The organism is Halomonas sp. MCCC 1A13316, assembly GCF_014931605.1.
Lineage (GTDB): Bacteria > Pseudomonadota > Gammaproteobacteria > Pseudomonadales > Halomonadaceae > Halomonas.
Genome location: NZ_CP053382.1, coordinates 343,234 through 356,693 on the forward strand (window position 1 = coordinate 343,234; position 13,460 = coordinate 356,693).

At 62.6% G+C, this 13,460-nt stretch carries 15 protein-coding genes and 1 riboswitch; of the genes, 7 read left to right on the top strand and 8 right to left on the bottom strand.

The features are described from left to right. Positions 1-231: 231 nt before the first annotated feature. The 4 genes from metK to HNO52_RS01665 all read left to right on the top strand — a co-directional run bounded on the left by metK (position 232) and on the right by HNO52_RS01665 (position 4,246). Complete coding sequence (gene metK, locus HNO52_RS01650; protein ID WP_197567357.1) at positions 232-1,452, top strand: methionine adenosyltransferase; 1,221 nt, start codon at positions 232-234, stop codon at positions 1,450-1,452. A 155-nt stretch (positions 1,453-1,607) separates the two neighbouring features. Further along, positions 1,608-2,066 (top strand): hypothetical protein, encoded by a 459-nt coding sequence (locus tag HNO52_RS01655; RefSeq protein ID WP_197567358.1) that lies wholly within the window; start codon positions 1,608-1,610, stop codon positions 2,064-2,066. A 156-nt stretch (positions 2,067-2,222) separates the two neighbouring features. Then, positions 2,223-2,313: riboswitch (S-adenosyl-L-homocysteine riboswitch) on the top strand. A gap of 16 nt (positions 2,314-2,329) precedes the next feature. After that, a complete protein-coding gene (gene ahcY / locus HNO52_RS01660) occupies positions 2,330-3,739 on the top strand; it encodes an adenosylhomocysteinase (protein ID WP_197567359.1) in 1,410 nt (469 codons plus the stop codon). 174 nt (positions 3,740-3,913) lie between these two features. Further along, entirely contained in the window at positions 3,914-4,246 is a 333-nt protein-coding gene (locus tag HNO52_RS01665; protein WP_197567360.1) for a four-helix bundle copper-binding protein, read from the top strand. Positions 4,247-4,260: 14 nt separating this feature from the next. On the opposite strand, the gene HNO52_RS01670 is transcribed toward HNO52_RS01665, so the two are convergent. From HNO52_RS01670 to HNO52_RS01680, 3 genes are all read right to left on the bottom strand, one after another. Next, positions 4,261-4,725 carry a hypothetical protein gene (locus HNO52_RS01670; protein ID WP_197567361.1) on the bottom strand — a complete coding sequence of 155 codons (465 nt, stop codon included), beginning with the start codon at positions 4,723-4,725 and terminating at the stop codon, positions 4,261-4,263. A gap of 9 nt (positions 4,726-4,734) precedes the next feature. Then, entirely contained in the window at positions 4,735-5,085 is a 351-nt protein-coding gene (locus HNO52_RS01675) for a DUF6152 family protein (protein WP_197567362.1), read from the bottom strand. A 72-nt stretch (positions 5,086-5,157) separates the two neighbouring features. Next, the gene (locus HNO52_RS01680) at positions 5,158-5,742 is read right to left on the bottom strand and encodes a TetR/AcrR family transcriptional regulator (protein WP_197567363.1); all 585 of its coding nucleotides are present in this window, start codon (positions 5,740-5,742) and stop codon (positions 5,158-5,160) included. 115 nt (positions 5,743-5,857) lie between these two features. On the opposite strand from HNO52_RS01680, the gene HNO52_RS01685 reads away from it, so the two are divergent. Then, positions 5,858-6,511, top strand: coding sequence for a glutathione S-transferase family protein (locus HNO52_RS01685; RefSeq protein ID WP_197567364.1), 654 nt, complete (start codon positions 5,858-5,860; stop codon positions 6,509-6,511). 12 nt (positions 6,512-6,523) lie between these two features. On the opposite strand, the gene HNO52_RS01690 is transcribed toward HNO52_RS01685, so the two are convergent. From HNO52_RS01690 to HNO52_RS01700, 3 genes are all read right to left on the bottom strand, one after another. Next, positions 6,524-7,453 carry an AEC family transporter gene (locus HNO52_RS01690; protein WP_197567365.1) on the bottom strand — a complete coding sequence of 310 codons (930 nt, stop codon included), beginning with the start codon at positions 7,451-7,453 and terminating at the stop codon, positions 6,524-6,526. A gap of 93 nt (positions 7,454-7,546) precedes the next feature. Further along, positions 7,547-7,891 (bottom strand): hypothetical protein, encoded by a 345-nt coding sequence (locus HNO52_RS01695; RefSeq protein ID WP_197567366.1) that lies wholly within the window; start codon positions 7,889-7,891, stop codon positions 7,547-7,549. A gap of 25 nt (positions 7,892-7,916) precedes the next feature. Further along, positions 7,917-8,228, bottom strand: coding sequence for a hypothetical protein (locus tag HNO52_RS01700; RefSeq protein WP_197567367.1), 312 nt, complete (start codon positions 8,226-8,228; stop codon positions 7,917-7,919). 340 nt (positions 8,229-8,568) lie between these two features. Between HNO52_RS01700 and metF the strand changes: the two genes are divergently transcribed. Both metF and sodC read left to right on the top strand, forming a co-directional pair. Next, positions 8,569-9,423 carry a methylenetetrahydrofolate reductase [NAD(P)H] gene (gene metF, locus HNO52_RS01705; protein ID WP_197567368.1) on the top strand — a complete coding sequence of 285 codons (855 nt, stop codon included), beginning with the start codon at positions 8,569-8,571 and terminating at the stop codon, positions 9,421-9,423. Between the two features lie 56 nt (positions 9,424-9,479). After that, the gene (gene sodC, locus HNO52_RS01710) at positions 9,480-10,022 is read left to right on the top strand and encodes a superoxide dismutase family protein (RefSeq protein ID WP_197567369.1); all 543 of its coding nucleotides are present in this window, start codon (positions 9,480-9,482) and stop codon (positions 10,020-10,022) included. Between the two features lie 83 nt (positions 10,023-10,105). Here the strand turns inward: sodC and HNO52_RS01715 are convergent, their stop codons facing one another. Beyond that, positions 10,106-12,301, bottom strand: a complete 2,196-nt coding sequence (locus tag HNO52_RS01715) for a TRAP transporter permease (RefSeq protein WP_197567370.1) — start codon at positions 12,299-12,301, stop codon at positions 10,106-10,108. A gap of 91 nt (positions 12,302-12,392) precedes the next feature. Then, positions 12,393-13,382, bottom strand: a complete 990-nt coding sequence (locus HNO52_RS01720) for a TAXI family TRAP transporter solute-binding subunit (protein WP_197567371.1) — start codon at positions 13,380-13,382, stop codon at positions 12,393-12,395. Positions 13,383-13,460 lie beyond the last annotated feature (78 nt).

The window sequence follows — 13,460 nt, forward strand, 5'->3', positions numbered from 1 at the left end:
TGGCTGGGCGCCGCAGGAAGGTACGGCGCAGTCGAATTCGGCTGCCTATTGTCGCCGACTTGCCGCCAGGCATCAAATGACGGGTGCCTCCATAAGTGGCACCATGTAAACTCAGGCTCCACGCCGCTGTGTGCTCGCCGGGCAGGAAGCCGGGCGCCATGCAGTTCGAGGGCTGTCATTCCGGTTGACGGCGCCGCTGCGCTTTGACGATACACAGAAGGGTCGACACGCATGAGCGAATACTCCCTGTTCACTTCCGAATCCGTGTCCGAGGGCCACCCGGACAAGATCGCCGACCAGATATCCGATGCGGTGCTGGACGCCATCATCGCCCGCGACAAACATGCCCGGGTGGCCTGCGAGACGCTGGTCAAGACCGGTGTGGCCATCGTCGCGGGTGAGATCAGCACCTCTGCCTGGGTCGATTTGGAGGAGCTGGTGCGTCGGGTGATCATCGACATCGGCTACACCTCCTCTGAGGTCGGGTTCGACGGCGAGACCTGCGGTGTGCTCAACCTGATCGGCAAGCAGAGCGTGGATATCGCTCAAGGGGTGGATCGCAGCAAGCCGGAGGACCAGGGCGCGGGTGACCAGGGCCTGATGTTCGGCTATGCCACCAACGAGACCGATTCGTTCATGCCGGCGCCGATCCACTATGCCCACCGCCTGGTCGAGCGTCAGGCCGAGCTGCGCAAGCACGGCCTGCTGCCGTGGCTGCGCCCGGATGCCAAGAGCCAGATCACCTTCCGATACGACGAGGCGGGCATGCCCTGCGGCGTCGAGGCGGTAGTGCTCTCGACCCAGCACGCCCCGGAGATCGACCAGCAGGAGCTGCGGCGCATGGTCAGGCGCGAGATCATCGAAGAGGTGATTCCCGCCGAGTGGCTCACCGAGCAGACCAAGTTTCACATCAATCCTACCGGCAAGTTCGTTATCGGCGGCCCGGTGGGCGACTGCGGCCTCACCGGGCGCAAGATCATCGTCGATACCTACGGCGGCATGGCACGCCATGGTGGTGGCGCCTTCTCCGGCAAGGACCCCTCCAAGGTCGACCGCAGTGCCGCCTACGCCGGGCGCTACGTGGCCAAGAATGTCGTCGCCGCGGGGCTTGCCGATAAGTGCGAGATACAGGTGTCGTATGCCATTGGCGTGGCCGAGCCCACCTCGGTAGCGATCAACACCTTCGGCAGCGGCAAGGTTGACGAGGCGCGTATCATCGAGCTGGTGCGCGAGCACTTCGACCTGCGCCCCTTCGCCATCACCCGCATGCTCGACCTGCTGCACCCGATGTATCAGCTCACTGCCGCCTACGGTCACTTCGGCCGCGAGCCCTTCGAGGCCAGCTACAGCTGGAAGGATACCAGCGGTCAGGAGCATACCGAGACCTTCACCGCCTTCCCGTGGGAGCGCACCGACCGCGCCGCGGCACTGCGTCAGGCCGCCGGCCTGTAGGCCACCCCCCCTCGCTCGCACATTCAGCATCGACTCGCCCTGCGTTGGCGTGTCGGTGCAGTGAGATTGGTAGAGACTATTGTTGCCTCGGTCACAATCCAGCTACCCTTGAAAGGCACAGTGGCTGTCAATCGCACGAAACAGGAGAAAACAGCATGGAACAGCGAAAAATTGCCTTGATCGCATCACTCCTCCTTTCTGGCGCTCTGTTGGCCGGCTGCGGGGAGGACGATGATGCCGCCGATACCGAGATGACCGAAGAGCCAGTCACCGAGCAGGAAGACTCTAGTGATGCTGGCGAAGAGATCGAAGAGGCCGGTGACGACCTGGAGCAGGCCGGCGATGAGCTAGCCGAGGAAGCCGAGCAAGCCGGCGACGAGATTGCCGATGAAACCGCCGAGGCGGCCGATGAAGCCGAGCAGGCAGGCGACGAGGCGATGCAGGAAACTGAGGAAGCCGGCGAGGAAATGGCTCAGGAGAGCGAACAGGCCGGTGACGAAGTGGCTGAGGAAACCGAGGAGGCTCAAGACGAAGCCGCCGAGGAAACCGAGCAAGCGGCCGATGAAATCGAAGAGGCTGGCGACGAGATGGCCGACGAGGAGACCAATTCCTAACCTCGTCCAAGAACCAGCGAGAGAGGCGGCCTCCGGGCCGCCTCTTTTTTATTTCTCGCTGTCCTCCCGCTCCGCTGAAACGCCTGGATTGAAAAAACTCCCACGCTGTAGTGAACTCTCAGAGGTCGACTCCGCGCGAGTCGGTTCCTGTTGCTGCTGTCCGAGGGGCGCTGCAGTGCAAGGGTCCCATGACTCGTTGCGCGAGGCTCGGACAGGGACATCGCAGATGCAACGGCGCCCATTCCCCAGAATGGAGTATGACGATGACAGCCATGGCAAGTGCCAGAGCCGCCACGCAGGACTACAAGGTCGCCGATATTTCCCTGGCCGACTGGGGGCGGCGGGAGATCCGCATCGCCGAGACCGAGATGCCGGCATTGATGAAGATCCGCGCCAAATATCGCGACGAGCAGCCACTCGCCGGAGCGCGTATCGCTGGCTGCATACACATGACCATTCAGACGGCGGTGCTGATCGAGACGCTGATCGACCTGGGCGCCTCGGTGCGCTGGTCGTCGTGCAACATTTTCTCGACCCAGGATCACGCCGCTGCTGCCATCGCTGCCGCCGGTATTCCGGTGTTCGCCTGGAAGGGTGAGACGGAAGAGGAGTTCTGGTGGTGCATCGAGCAGACGGTGGAAGGCCCCGATGGCTGGACGCCCAACATGGTGCTCGACGACGGCGGCGACCTCACCGCATTGCTGCATGACAAGCGCCCCGAGCTGCTCGACGCCGTTCACGGCATCTCCGAGGAGACAACCACCGGCGTGCATCGTCTTCAGGAGATGCTGCGCGACAGCACGCTCAAGGTGCCGGCGATCAACGTCAACGACGCCGTGACCAAGTCGAAGAACGACAACAAGTACGGCTGTCGCCACTCGCTCAACGACGCCATCAAGCGCGGCCTCGACCACCTGCTGGCAGGCAAACAGGCGCTGGTGGTGGGCTATGGCGACGTGGGCAAGGGGTCGGCGGCCTCGCTGCGCCAGGAGGGCATGATCGTCAAGGTCGCCGAGATCGATCCGATCTGCGCCATGCAGGCGTGCATGGATGGCTACGAAGTCGTGTCGCCCTATGTCGATGGACTCAACCGCGGCAAGGAGAGCGTCGACAGGGCGCTGCTCGCGCGCATCGACCTGGTGGTGACCTGCACGGGTAACATCAAGGCCTGTGACGCCGCTATGCTCGAGGCGCTCAAGCCCGGCGCGGTGGTATGTAACATCGGCCACTTCGACAACGAAATCGATACTGCCTTCATGCGCCGCCACTGGCACTGGGAGGAGGTCAAGCCGCAGGTGCACAAGGTCTACCGCGACAGCACGCCGGGTGACTACGACCCCACCAGCAGCGATTACCTGCTGCTGCTTTCCGAGGGACGTCTGGTCAACCTGGGCAACGCGACCGGTCACCCTTCGCGGATTATGGACGGCTCCTTCGCCAACCAGGTGCTGGCGCAGATACATCTCTATCAGCAGCGCTTCGCCGACTTGCCGCCGACCGAGAGGCAGGGCGGCCTGGCGGTGACCGTGCTGCCGCGCCACCTCGACGAGGAGGTCGCTCGCTACATGGTCGAAGGCTTCGGTGGGGTGCTCACGCGCATGACCGACACCCAAGCCGAATACACCGGGGTGCCCGTGGAAGGGCCTTACAAGCCGGATGCCTATCGCTACTGATACGCAGGCTAGACGCAAGACGCCGCCTGCGGGCGGCGTCTTGCGTTTGATCGGTGGGATGCCTTTGCCGGTTCGCTTGTGAGCCAACCTGACGTCGACTAGCTTTCATTTACTCGAGGGGGATTGCGAGCGATTTCCTCGAGTCCCAACCGATCGACGAAAGGAGTGAACGAGATGGATTTTGGTCACTACAAGTCGTGTATCGAGGCCTGCCACGTCTGTGCCGCCTACTGCGACCGCTGCGCCACTTCATGCCTCAAGGAAGACGACGTCAAGATGATGGCGGAGTGCATTCGCCTGGACATGCAATGTGCGCAGATCTGCCGCCTGGCGGCTTCCTTCATGGCCCAGGACAGCGAATACGCCAACCAGCTGTGCCGCCTGTGTGCCGATATCTGCAAGGCGTGCGGTGACGAGTGCGCCAAGCACGAGGCCGAGCACTGCCAGCAGTGCGCCGATGCATGCCACCGCTGTGCCGAGGCGTGTATCGCCATGGCGTCGCACTAAGCCTTGTCGGAGAGTCAATCTTCGACGAAGGCGAGAAAACGCCCGGCCAACACTACCGCTGGCCAGAGCAGCAGCGATAGCATACCTGCCAGGCGCAAGCGCCGGGGCGTGGCATTTGCCAGCCCCGGTCTCAGGTTGAGCAGCAGGGCATTGCCAATGGCCAGTGCAATCAGCGCCAGCTTGAGCAGGAAGAGCGGCATGACCGCGTAGCCACTGGGGTCGGCAAGAAACAGCAGGCTTCCGGTTGCCATGGCCAACAGCAGCCCAACGACTGCCACGGGTTGCAGCAGTCGGCCCAGTTCACGTGGCGGCAGTCGCTTGCGCCAGCCCAGCAGGCGCAAGTCGAGGGCTACAATGGTACCCAGTAGCAGAGCAATGCCCAGTACATGCAGGGCATTGATTGATGCATAGCCCCAGCGCGTAAGACGCACCCATTCGGACAAGGCAGTCTCGCCGAGCCAGCTCAGCAACGCTTCCACGGCGTTCGGTCAGATCCTGTCGGGATAAAGCACGTAGTGCTCGCCGTCGATCCAGAGTTGCTCGGCCTTCATCAATTGCTCGCCGGCATGTTCGCCGGAGACTCGCAATTCAACGCCCTCGGCCAAGTCGCCGTCGGCCAGTCCGGCGCGTTCGTTGCGCCAGGGTTGGCCGACCTCCACCGTCCAGGTCTTGCCCTCCACGTCTAACTGGACTTCGCCGTGAGGATTGCCCAACCGCACGGTGGTGATGATGCCTTCGATCTCGATGGTCTCGCCGCCGGTCCAGCCATGGTGGGCCTGGGCGGGAGTGAGGAACAGCAGTATGACGATGGCCAGCAGCCATTTTGCCTGACGATGCATGATCGCCTCCTTCCGAGTTGCCTCACTTCAGGCTAGCCCCGCCGGCATCGGCTGCAAGGTCAATGGTCAGCGTCAGGCTTCTGGGGCAACGTCGGGTGGCGTCTGGCCCGGCCACAGCGAGGTGGCTAGCTCCCGGCATGCTTCGAGCAGTTCTTCGGCGAGCGCTGGGTCGGTCAGAGTGCGTGCGATGGCCATGCCACCTATCATCGTTACCGTCTGTTGCAGCGCTTGGCGTCTGGCCGGGCTGTCCGGCTCCGACTGGCCCGCATAGAAAGCAATGAAACCTTCCAGCAAACGAGTGTAAGTCTCACGCACCTGCTCCTCCTGCTGCGCAACGTCGCTGACCAGGCAGGCTAGAGGGCAAAGCAGATCCTCGCTGTACAGATGGGTTTCGCTGAGGTACAGCGCCATGCGGGCACACGGGTCGGACTCCAACTCGATCCTGGCGACCCCTTCCCGGGCGGCGTAGCGCAGCGCCATGGCATAGAGTTCGCTCTTCGAGTCGAAGTGGGCATAGAACGCGCCGCGGGTAAGCCCCGCTTGCTGCATGATGGTATCGATACTGGTTCCATCGAAGCCGTGCCGGGTGAAGAGTCGCGCAGCGGCGTGCAGGATGCGCCCCCGAGTCTGTGGCTTGCGATCCTCGCTCCAGGGCATGGTGGTCTCCTCTCGGCGCTCGGGTCGGCGCGGCCACTATATGTCCTTGAACATATGGTGGCAATCGCTAGGGTGCGGTGAACGTTCCGTTCCACACATCCAACCGGAGAGCGACATGAGCGCAAGCGTGCATATCCTGGGGCCTCAGTTCAGCAACTTCGTGCGCAGCGTACAGCTGTGCTGCGAGGAGAAGGGGATTCCCTATACCCTGGGCTTCGAACTCGAGGGCCAGCCGCTGGACTTCGGCGGTGCCAGACATCTCGCCCTGCATCCCTTCGCCAAGGTGCCGGTGCTTTTGCACGGCGAGCGTCGCCTGTTCGAGACGGCGCCGATCTGCCGCTATCTCGATGCGAACTTCGACGGCCCTACTCTGCAGCCTCAGGCGGCCTGGCAGCGGGCCGAAGTCGACCAGTGGAGCCAGGCGCTATCGAGCTATGTCGACCAGGCCGTGGTGCGTCGCTTCTTGTTGGAGTTCGTGTTCCCCCAGGGGGACGGGGGTAGCATACGCATGCAGAAGGTCGAGCAGGCCAAGCCCGAGGTGGTAGGCATGCTGAGGTTGATCGAGCACCAGTTGGGTGGGCATGACTACTTGGTTGGCGAAGGATTCAGCATGGCCGATGCGATTCTGACTCCCATCCTCGACTACCTCGAGGGAATGCCAGCGGGCAAGCCGCTGGTGGCCGAGTTCCCGACACTGACATCCTACTTGCAGCGGCTGCGCCAGCGCGAATCGAGCCAGCGAGTCCTTGTTCCACCCAGGTTCGCCTGATGCAACGCCCGGTTATAGCCCGGCCAGCGGCATGAGCAGCTGCAAATAAAGCGGTATCAGCAGTGGGGCGGCCAAGGTGGTAACCAGCACCGCCAGGGCGCCCTTCTCCGGCTTGATGCCAAGCTCCATGGCGACTACCACCACGTTGGCGGCCATCGGCACCACGCCCAACAGCAGCAGTGCCAGGGCCAGCCCGTCGGGCAGGGGCAACAGTGCTTGCAGCAGCAACACGACGGCAAGCATCAGCCAGGGCCACAGCAGGTAGCGTATTGCCACGCAGCCGGCCATGAAGCGCAGGTCGATCTCGCGAATCGCAACCCGGCCCAGGGTCATGCCGATGATCATCATGCCGAGCAGGGTGTAGGTGGCCGGGAAGACCGCCAGGCTCTCCATCAGCGCGCCAGGCAGTGTCATGCCGAGCCCACTCACCACCAACGCTGCGAGAAAGGCGTAGATCAGCGGCAGCCTGGCGATCTTGGCCAGGCTCTCACGTACCGAGAAGCGGCCGCGTGCGCTGAGGTAGAAGCCCACAGTGAACTCATAGAGCGTCACGCCGAGTATGCAGAAGAGGTATAGCGTTACCCCTTCGGGCGGCAACAGGATCATGGCGATCGGCAGGCCGAAGTAGCCGGTGTTGCCGGTGCCGGAAGAGAAAGCCAGCACGGCGCTCTCCTGGGGTGACAGGAAGCGCTGCGCCAAGGGGTTGATGATTGCAGCCACCAGGCTTGCCAGCAGGAAGAGGGCCAGGGTCAACAGCAGGTAGTGGGGCGTGGGGCCACCTAGCAGCAGGCCGCGAAAGAAGGTCAGCGGCGCGATGAGGTAGATCAGTAGCGTGGCAATGGGACGTGGATCGATAGATAACCGCCGCGCGGCGAGCCAGCCCAAGCCGACAAAGGCCAGCAACGTCCAGAGAGGGCCAAGCAGTGCGCCAGGGTCGATCATCGCTTGCCATTCCATTACCGAAAGCCGACATGATGCCTGTCGGCGGGACGGCTGTCAGCATGCTGCGATCAACCCCGGCTTCAAGCCGTGGCTTTAGCCGTTACGGCGGCTCGACCTGGCCCGCTCGGCCTGTTCATCGATATCCTCCTTGTGCGAGGTCTTGTCGCGAGCCACTTGCGTGCCGCGCACTGGCGTCGTCTCCCGCCTCGTATCGATACCGGGTTTCTTGGCGCTGTGCTTCTGGTCGTCGACGTTGGCGTCGGGCCGGTAGACGCCGTCCTGGGCGGGTGAGTCATGGCCCCCCTTGTGGCCTGCCGTCGGCTCGTCGGGAATATCTCGGTCGGTCAATCGCCGTGCCCCGTCACGCAGCGTTTCGCGTTGCTCTTCCGGAATTTGGGTACTTTGCGTACCTGCCTGGTCCTGGCGTGATCTCTCCATGTGACTCTCCTCGTCGTCCTCGGTTTCAGCTTCCCTTGCCCTCGTCGCCCATAGTGAAGGAGGGAGGGTCGCTGGCCGGGAAGGTCTCGGCGTTGGCCTCGTCCAGTTCGCGCTCTTCCTGCTGTGCTTCGGCCTCGGAGGGCGATATCTCGGTGTAGCCTGGCTCCAGCATCCAGCGCTTGTCGCGATAGGCTATCAACTGCTTGGGCACCCAGAAGCGGCTTCCCGTCTCGGTGATGATGCCCACCTTCTCGACATCGCTCACATCGGCTACCTTGCCGACCTGCTTGCCCTCGTCATCGAAGACGGCGGTGCCGGTGATGAGATCCTGCGTCATTGGCGTCCCTCCTCATCCGGTTCGACCCCACCCGAAGCTTCCCTCTCCGGGCACGAAATCACTCGATTTCAGCGTCGTCGGCACTCGAGTCCGGGTCAATACGACAGCCGCGATTTTTTGTTAGCGAAGTTTGATGCCTTGCATCCGCTTGAGAGTATATGGGCCTCTTCATGACCCTCGCTCATGCAGCGACGTGAAACTTTTCATTGGTCAGGCGTCAGCTGGGGCGGCAAAATGCAGAGATTCGCAAAGCTGAATACATGTTCTTCTACCAGACTGCCGCCTTGGGGCGACAGGGTGACGCCGTTCGAACGGCGCTGTAACAGAGAGAGATTCCTTCATGAGTACGCCGTACCCGCTTGGTATCAGTTTCGAGTTCTTTCCCCCCAATACCGAGGTGGGGCGCGAGAAGCTGATGGGGGTACGTGACGCGCTGGCTGAGCACAAACCGCGATTCTTTTCGGTGACCTATGGGGCCGGTGGTTCGACCCAGGCCCGCACGCTGAATACGGTGAGGGCCGTGCGTGAAGCGGGCATCAGCACGGCACCGCACCTATCCTGCATCGGCAGCGAGAAGGCACAGCTACGCGACTTGCTGGCTCAGTATCGCGAGGAGGGCATCGACAGTATCGTGGCTCTGCGTGGCGATCTGCCCTCCGGCATGGGTGGTATCGGCGAGCTGCGCTATGCCAATGAACTGGTGGCGTTCATCCGCGAGGAAACCGGCGACCACTTCGAGATTGCCGTGGCGGCCTATCCTGAATCCCACCCTCAGGCGCCGAGTTTCGAGCGTGACCTCGATAACTTCGCGCGCAAGGTGAAGGCCGGGGCCGACCTGGCCATCACGCAATATTTCTTCAGCGCCGACGCCTACTTTCATTTCGTCGAGCGTGCCCGGGCCCTGGGCGTCGAGGCACCTATCGTGCCCGGCATCATGCCGATCACCAACTACACCAAACTGGCGCGTTTCTCCGACGCCTGCGGTGCCGAGATCCCGCGCTGGATCCGCAAGCAGCTCGAGGCCTATGGCGATGACAGCGATGCCATTGCCAAGTTCGGGACCGAGGTGGTATCGCGGCTGTGCCAACGGTTGCTCGAGGGCGGAGCCCCCGGCCTGCACTTCTATACCCTCAACCAGGCCGATCCCTGCCTGAGAATCCTCGACAACCTGGACGGCTCTCTGGCAGCACGCTGAATCTGGGTCTAGCCTGTTCCTGCATGTCCATGGATTCAGGAACAGGAGGACGCTAGATGCGCCATGCCAACTTTACAGGAGCTGCCGTTGCCACTCTTCTCCTCGCCGGTTTCGGCCAAGTTCAGGCCCAGGAGAGCCAGGACGTGGAGATGAAATTGGTGAGCACCGATGGCATCAAGGAGTCCATCGGTACCATTACGTTCGAAGATTCCGATCATGGCCTGTTGCTTACCCCTGATCTGAGTGAGTTGCCTCCCGGTGTCTACGGTTTTCACGTTCACCAGAATGCCAGCTGCGAGCCGGGCGAGAACGACTCGGGCGAGATGCAGGCTGCCGGTAAGGCAGGCGGTCATTACGACCCCGAAGATGCCGGTAGTCACGAGGGTCCCTACGGAGAAGGCCACCTCGGCGACCTACCAGTGCTGATCGTCAGCGAGGACGGAAAAGCGACCCTGCCGGTGCTGGCGCCGCGGCTCAGCGCCGAAGATCTCCAGGATCGCAGCCTGATGATCCACGAGGGCGGTGATAACTACTCTGACGAACCCGAGCCGCTGGGCGGCGGCGGCAGCCGCATGGCTTGTGGTGTGGTTGGAGCCTGACGGACCGGGCCGAACGCGCCCAAGCAAAAGGGCCTCGCCATATGGCGAGGCCCTTCTTGGTCAGGTGGTACGATTCACGGACGTCAGCTCGAAGTGACGGGCTTGGCGCCGCCCCCATGAGTGGAACGCTGGAACAGGAACAGCGCCGCGCCGATGGCCAGACCGGCGATGTCGGTGTAGATGCCGCCATAGATCAGGAACAGGGCACCCACGAACATCACCAGGCGCATCCAGGCCTTGACCGGGCCGAAGAACCACGCCTGTACCGTCGCTGAGAGCAGCACGATGCCGAGCGTTGCGGTGACCCCGACGCGCAGGATCTGCACCCAGGACCCCTCCATCAGCATGGCTGGACTGTAGAAGAACATAAACGGCACGATGAAGGCGGCGAGGCCTATCTTGAAGGAAGCCACCGAGGTGCCCATGGCGTTGTCGCCGGAGATACCCGCTGCGGCATAGGACGCCAGCGCCACCGGCGGCGTAATCGCCGAGACCACCGCGAAGTAGAACACGAAGAAGTGCGCCACCAGCGGCTCGATGCCGATGTTGATCAGACCGGGTGCCACCACCGAGGCCGCCACGGCATAGGCCGCCGTGGTGGGCATGCCCATCCCCAGCAGGATCGAGATGCACATGGCGAAGAATAGGGCCAGCAGCTGGCTGACACCGGCCAGGCCCAGCAGCAGCGAGGAGAAGCGCGCGCCGACGCCAGTCAGCGAGATCACACCGACGATGAGGCCGGCACAGGCACACACGGCAATGATCTGGATTGCCATCACGCCAGCCAGCTGCAGTGCCCTGAGAATGGCCGCCGGGCCCATCTTGTTGGGTGAGATCCAGCTCACAACCGCGGCCGAGGCGGTGGCCAGGGTACCGGCGCGGATTACCGAATAACCCATGAAAAGTGCCACGATCAGGATGATGATCGGAGCGAACAGATAAACCTGCTTGACCAGCCGGCGGAACTGCGGAATCTCATCCTTGCGCATGCCGCGCATGCCCTTGCGGGCCGCCTCGAAGTCGACCATGAAATAGATCGAGGCGAAGTAGAGGATAGCCGGGATCACTGCTGCTATGGCGATCTCGGTGTAGGGAATGCCGGTCACTTCGGCCATGATGAAGGCGCCGGCGCCCATGATCGGTGGCATGATCTGACCACCGGTAGAGGCGGCTGCTTCGATGGCGCCAGCGCTACGGCCCGGGTAGCCCACTTTCTTCATCAGAGGAATGGTCAGCGAGCCGGTTGAAACCACGTTGCCGGCGCTGGTGCCGTTGATCATGCCCATCAGGCCGGACGCAAAAATCGCCACCTTGGCGGGACCACCGCGGGCGCGGCCGGCGGCGGCGAAGGCGAAGTTGACGAAGTAGTCACCAACCTTCGAAGCCTGCAGGAAGGCGGCGAAAATGATGAACAGAATGATATAGGTCGACGATACCGCCGTGGTCGGCCCGAGGATGCCGGCGTCGGTATACACTTGGCTGAAGAAGCGGTGCAACGACAGGCCCGGGTAGCCGAGAAAGCCCGGCAGGTAGGGGCCGGCGAACACATAGAGCAGAAAAATGGCGGAAATGGTCACCAATGCCAGGCCGGCGACTCGACGGGTCAGCTCGAGAATCAGCAGCGAGCCGGAGATGGCCGCCCAAGTGATGCCGACAGGAGCAAAGGAAGTCCCGGTGGAGGCACGCAGCGGGGTATTGAAGACCACAAGCAGGTAGCCGGCACTCGCCACGGCGCAGACCATCAGCACCAGGTCGGCGGGCGACAGTTTTTCGCGCACCTGACGGTAGCTCCAGGCAAGCAGGATGCCGCCGGCAGTGGCAAGCAACAGGGGATAGCCGAAGTGCCAGGTCTCGATCTGCGGATCGATGCGCATGGCGCCGCCGCTGATCGTCTGGTTCATCAGGAAGACCTGGATCAGGGCATAAATGGCAGGAATCAGCAGCGCGTAGCTCGCCCAGGCCAACCAGGCGGGCGAACGGTCGGTACCTTCCGTGTCGGCGAAGCGGCTCCCGGCATAGAGGGCATAGCCGAGCACGAGCGCACCCGCGATATGCACGATACGGAACGACCAGGTTTCCATCGGATAAACGTTCAGCGAGAACAGATGGAAACCGGAGTAGAGAATGGCCAGGGCAGCGACTACCAGCCAGTGCCAGCCGATGTAGAGTCTACGGTTGGATTCGACGATATCCTCGTCGACGCCCTCGGCAATACTTTCTGGAACCGTATCGACGGCATCGGTATCGGCACCGGGGCGGGTGTCGGGTGTGTGGCTCATGGGGAATTAACCCTCGGTGTGGGACGGTAGAGTGCCGGTCACGCCCCGTGCCGCGACGGCAAAGGGCGTGACATCAGGAGCGAGGCGTGCCTCAGTTCAGCTTACGCTCTTCGGGGATCTCGTAGCCGTTCTCCTCGTACCAGCGCACGGCGCCCGGATGGAAAGGCAACACCTTGTTCTTGCCGAGATTCTCGGGAATGCTGTTGGCCGCGCTGCGGTGGATTTCACGCATGCGGTCGTTGTTCTCCATGCTCAGCTTGGTGACTTCGTAGATGAAGTCTTCCGGCAAGTCGCAGCCGGCGATGGTGAAATTCCACATTGAGACGGCGCGGGCATCCTCCTGGAGAGTTTCGTAGGTGCTTGCGGGAATCTGGAACTCGGAGACCGGGAATTTCTCGCTGATCTGCTGCTGCTCTTCCTCGGTGAACTCGATGATGTTCACGTCGGTCTGCACCTCGAGCTGGCTCACCGCCGGAACCGGGATGCCGGCGGCGAAGGCGATGACGTCGATCAGGCCATCCTGCAACTGACCGCCCAGGTCGTTCCAGCCACCGTTACGGCGCTCGAAGTTCACGCCCAGTTCTTCGAGGATGCGCGGGAAGTAGGTATCAGAGGTGGAGGCCGCCGGGCCGAAGCCGATCTTGGCGCCATCGGGAATGTCGGAAATCGACTCGATGTCTGAGCTGGACAGGGCGGTAATTGAAAACGGTGTCTCGTACATCGGGAAGAGAGCACAGACGTTATCCATCGGCACGCCCGGTGCCAGCGGGCTCTCACCGGCCAGTGCCTCGGCGGCCGGGCCCATGGTGGTCAGACCCAGGGCGATATCACCGGTGTGCACCAGCGCCAGGTTTTGGTTGGGGCCGCCGGTGACTTCGCCACCGCCGGAAATGCCCAGCTCATCGGCGATCAGGTTGGCCCAGCCCGAACCGTAGACGAAATAAGTGCCACCCTGGCTGGCTGTGCCCACGGTGAAGTTGCTCGGCCAATCGGAGCGATCCTGGGCCGAAGCCGAGGCTGCGGCGAGCACAAGGGCGCTGGCCAGGGTTCCGGTGAGCACTTTGGGAGTGACGTTGCGCATGGCTATCTCCGTTGCATTTGTGGTTATACCTCAGCGGTCTGACGACACGCTGGTCATTTAGTATGGTGCAGAATATGC

What these genes read in the sequence shown, in the direction of transcription:
- HNO52_RS01695 (WP_197567366.1), bottom strand. Translation starts at nt 7,891, where the DNA reads ATGGAGAGATCACGCCAGGACCAGGCAGGTACGCAAAGTACCCAAATT.
- HNO52_RS01720 (WP_197567371.1), bottom strand. Translation starts at nt 13,382, where the DNA reads ATGCGCAACGTCACTCCCAAAGTGCTCACCGGAACCCTGGCCAGCGCC.
- HNO52_RS01690 (WP_197567365.1), bottom strand. Translation starts at nt 7,453, where the DNA reads ATGATCGACCCTGGCGCACTGCTTGGCCCTCTCTGGACGTTGCTGGCC.
- HNO52_RS01675 (WP_197567362.1), bottom strand. Translation starts at nt 5,085, where the DNA reads ATGCATCGTCAGGCAAAATGGCTGCTGGCCATCGTCATACTGCTGTTC.
- HNO52_RS01715 (WP_197567370.1), bottom strand. Translation starts at nt 12,301, where the DNA reads ATGAGCCACACACCCGACACCCGCCCCGGTGCCGATACCGATGCCGTC.
- HNO52_RS01665 (WP_197567360.1), top strand. Translation starts at nt 3,914, where the DNA reads ATGGATTTTGGTCACTACAAGTCGTGTATCGAGGCCTGCCACGTCTGT.
- HNO52_RS01655 (WP_197567358.1), top strand. Translation starts at nt 1,608, where the DNA reads ATGGAACAGCGAAAAATTGCCTTGATCGCATCACTCCTCCTTTCTGGC.
- ahcY (WP_197567359.1), top strand. Translation starts at nt 2,330, where the DNA reads ATGACAGCCATGGCAAGTGCCAGAGCCGCCACGCAGGACTACAAGGTC.
- metK (WP_197567357.1), top strand. Translation starts at nt 232, where the DNA reads ATGAGCGAATACTCCCTGTTCACTTCCGAATCCGTGTCCGAGGGCCAC.
- HNO52_RS01685 (WP_197567364.1), top strand. Translation starts at nt 5,858, where the DNA reads ATGAGCGCAAGCGTGCATATCCTGGGGCCTCAGTTCAGCAACTTCGTG.
- HNO52_RS01680 (WP_197567363.1), bottom strand. Translation starts at nt 5,742, where the DNA reads ATGCCCTGGAGCGAGGATCGCAAGCCACAGACTCGGGGGCGCATCCTG.
- sodC (WP_197567369.1), top strand. Translation starts at nt 9,480, where the DNA reads ATGCGCCATGCCAACTTTACAGGAGCTGCCGTTGCCACTCTTCTCCTC.
- HNO52_RS01700 (WP_197567367.1), bottom strand. Translation starts at nt 8,228, where the DNA reads ATGACGCAGGATCTCATCACCGGCACCGCCGTCTTCGATGACGAGGGC.
- metF (WP_197567368.1), top strand. Translation starts at nt 8,569, where the DNA reads ATGAGTACGCCGTACCCGCTTGGTATCAGTTTCGAGTTCTTTCCCCCC.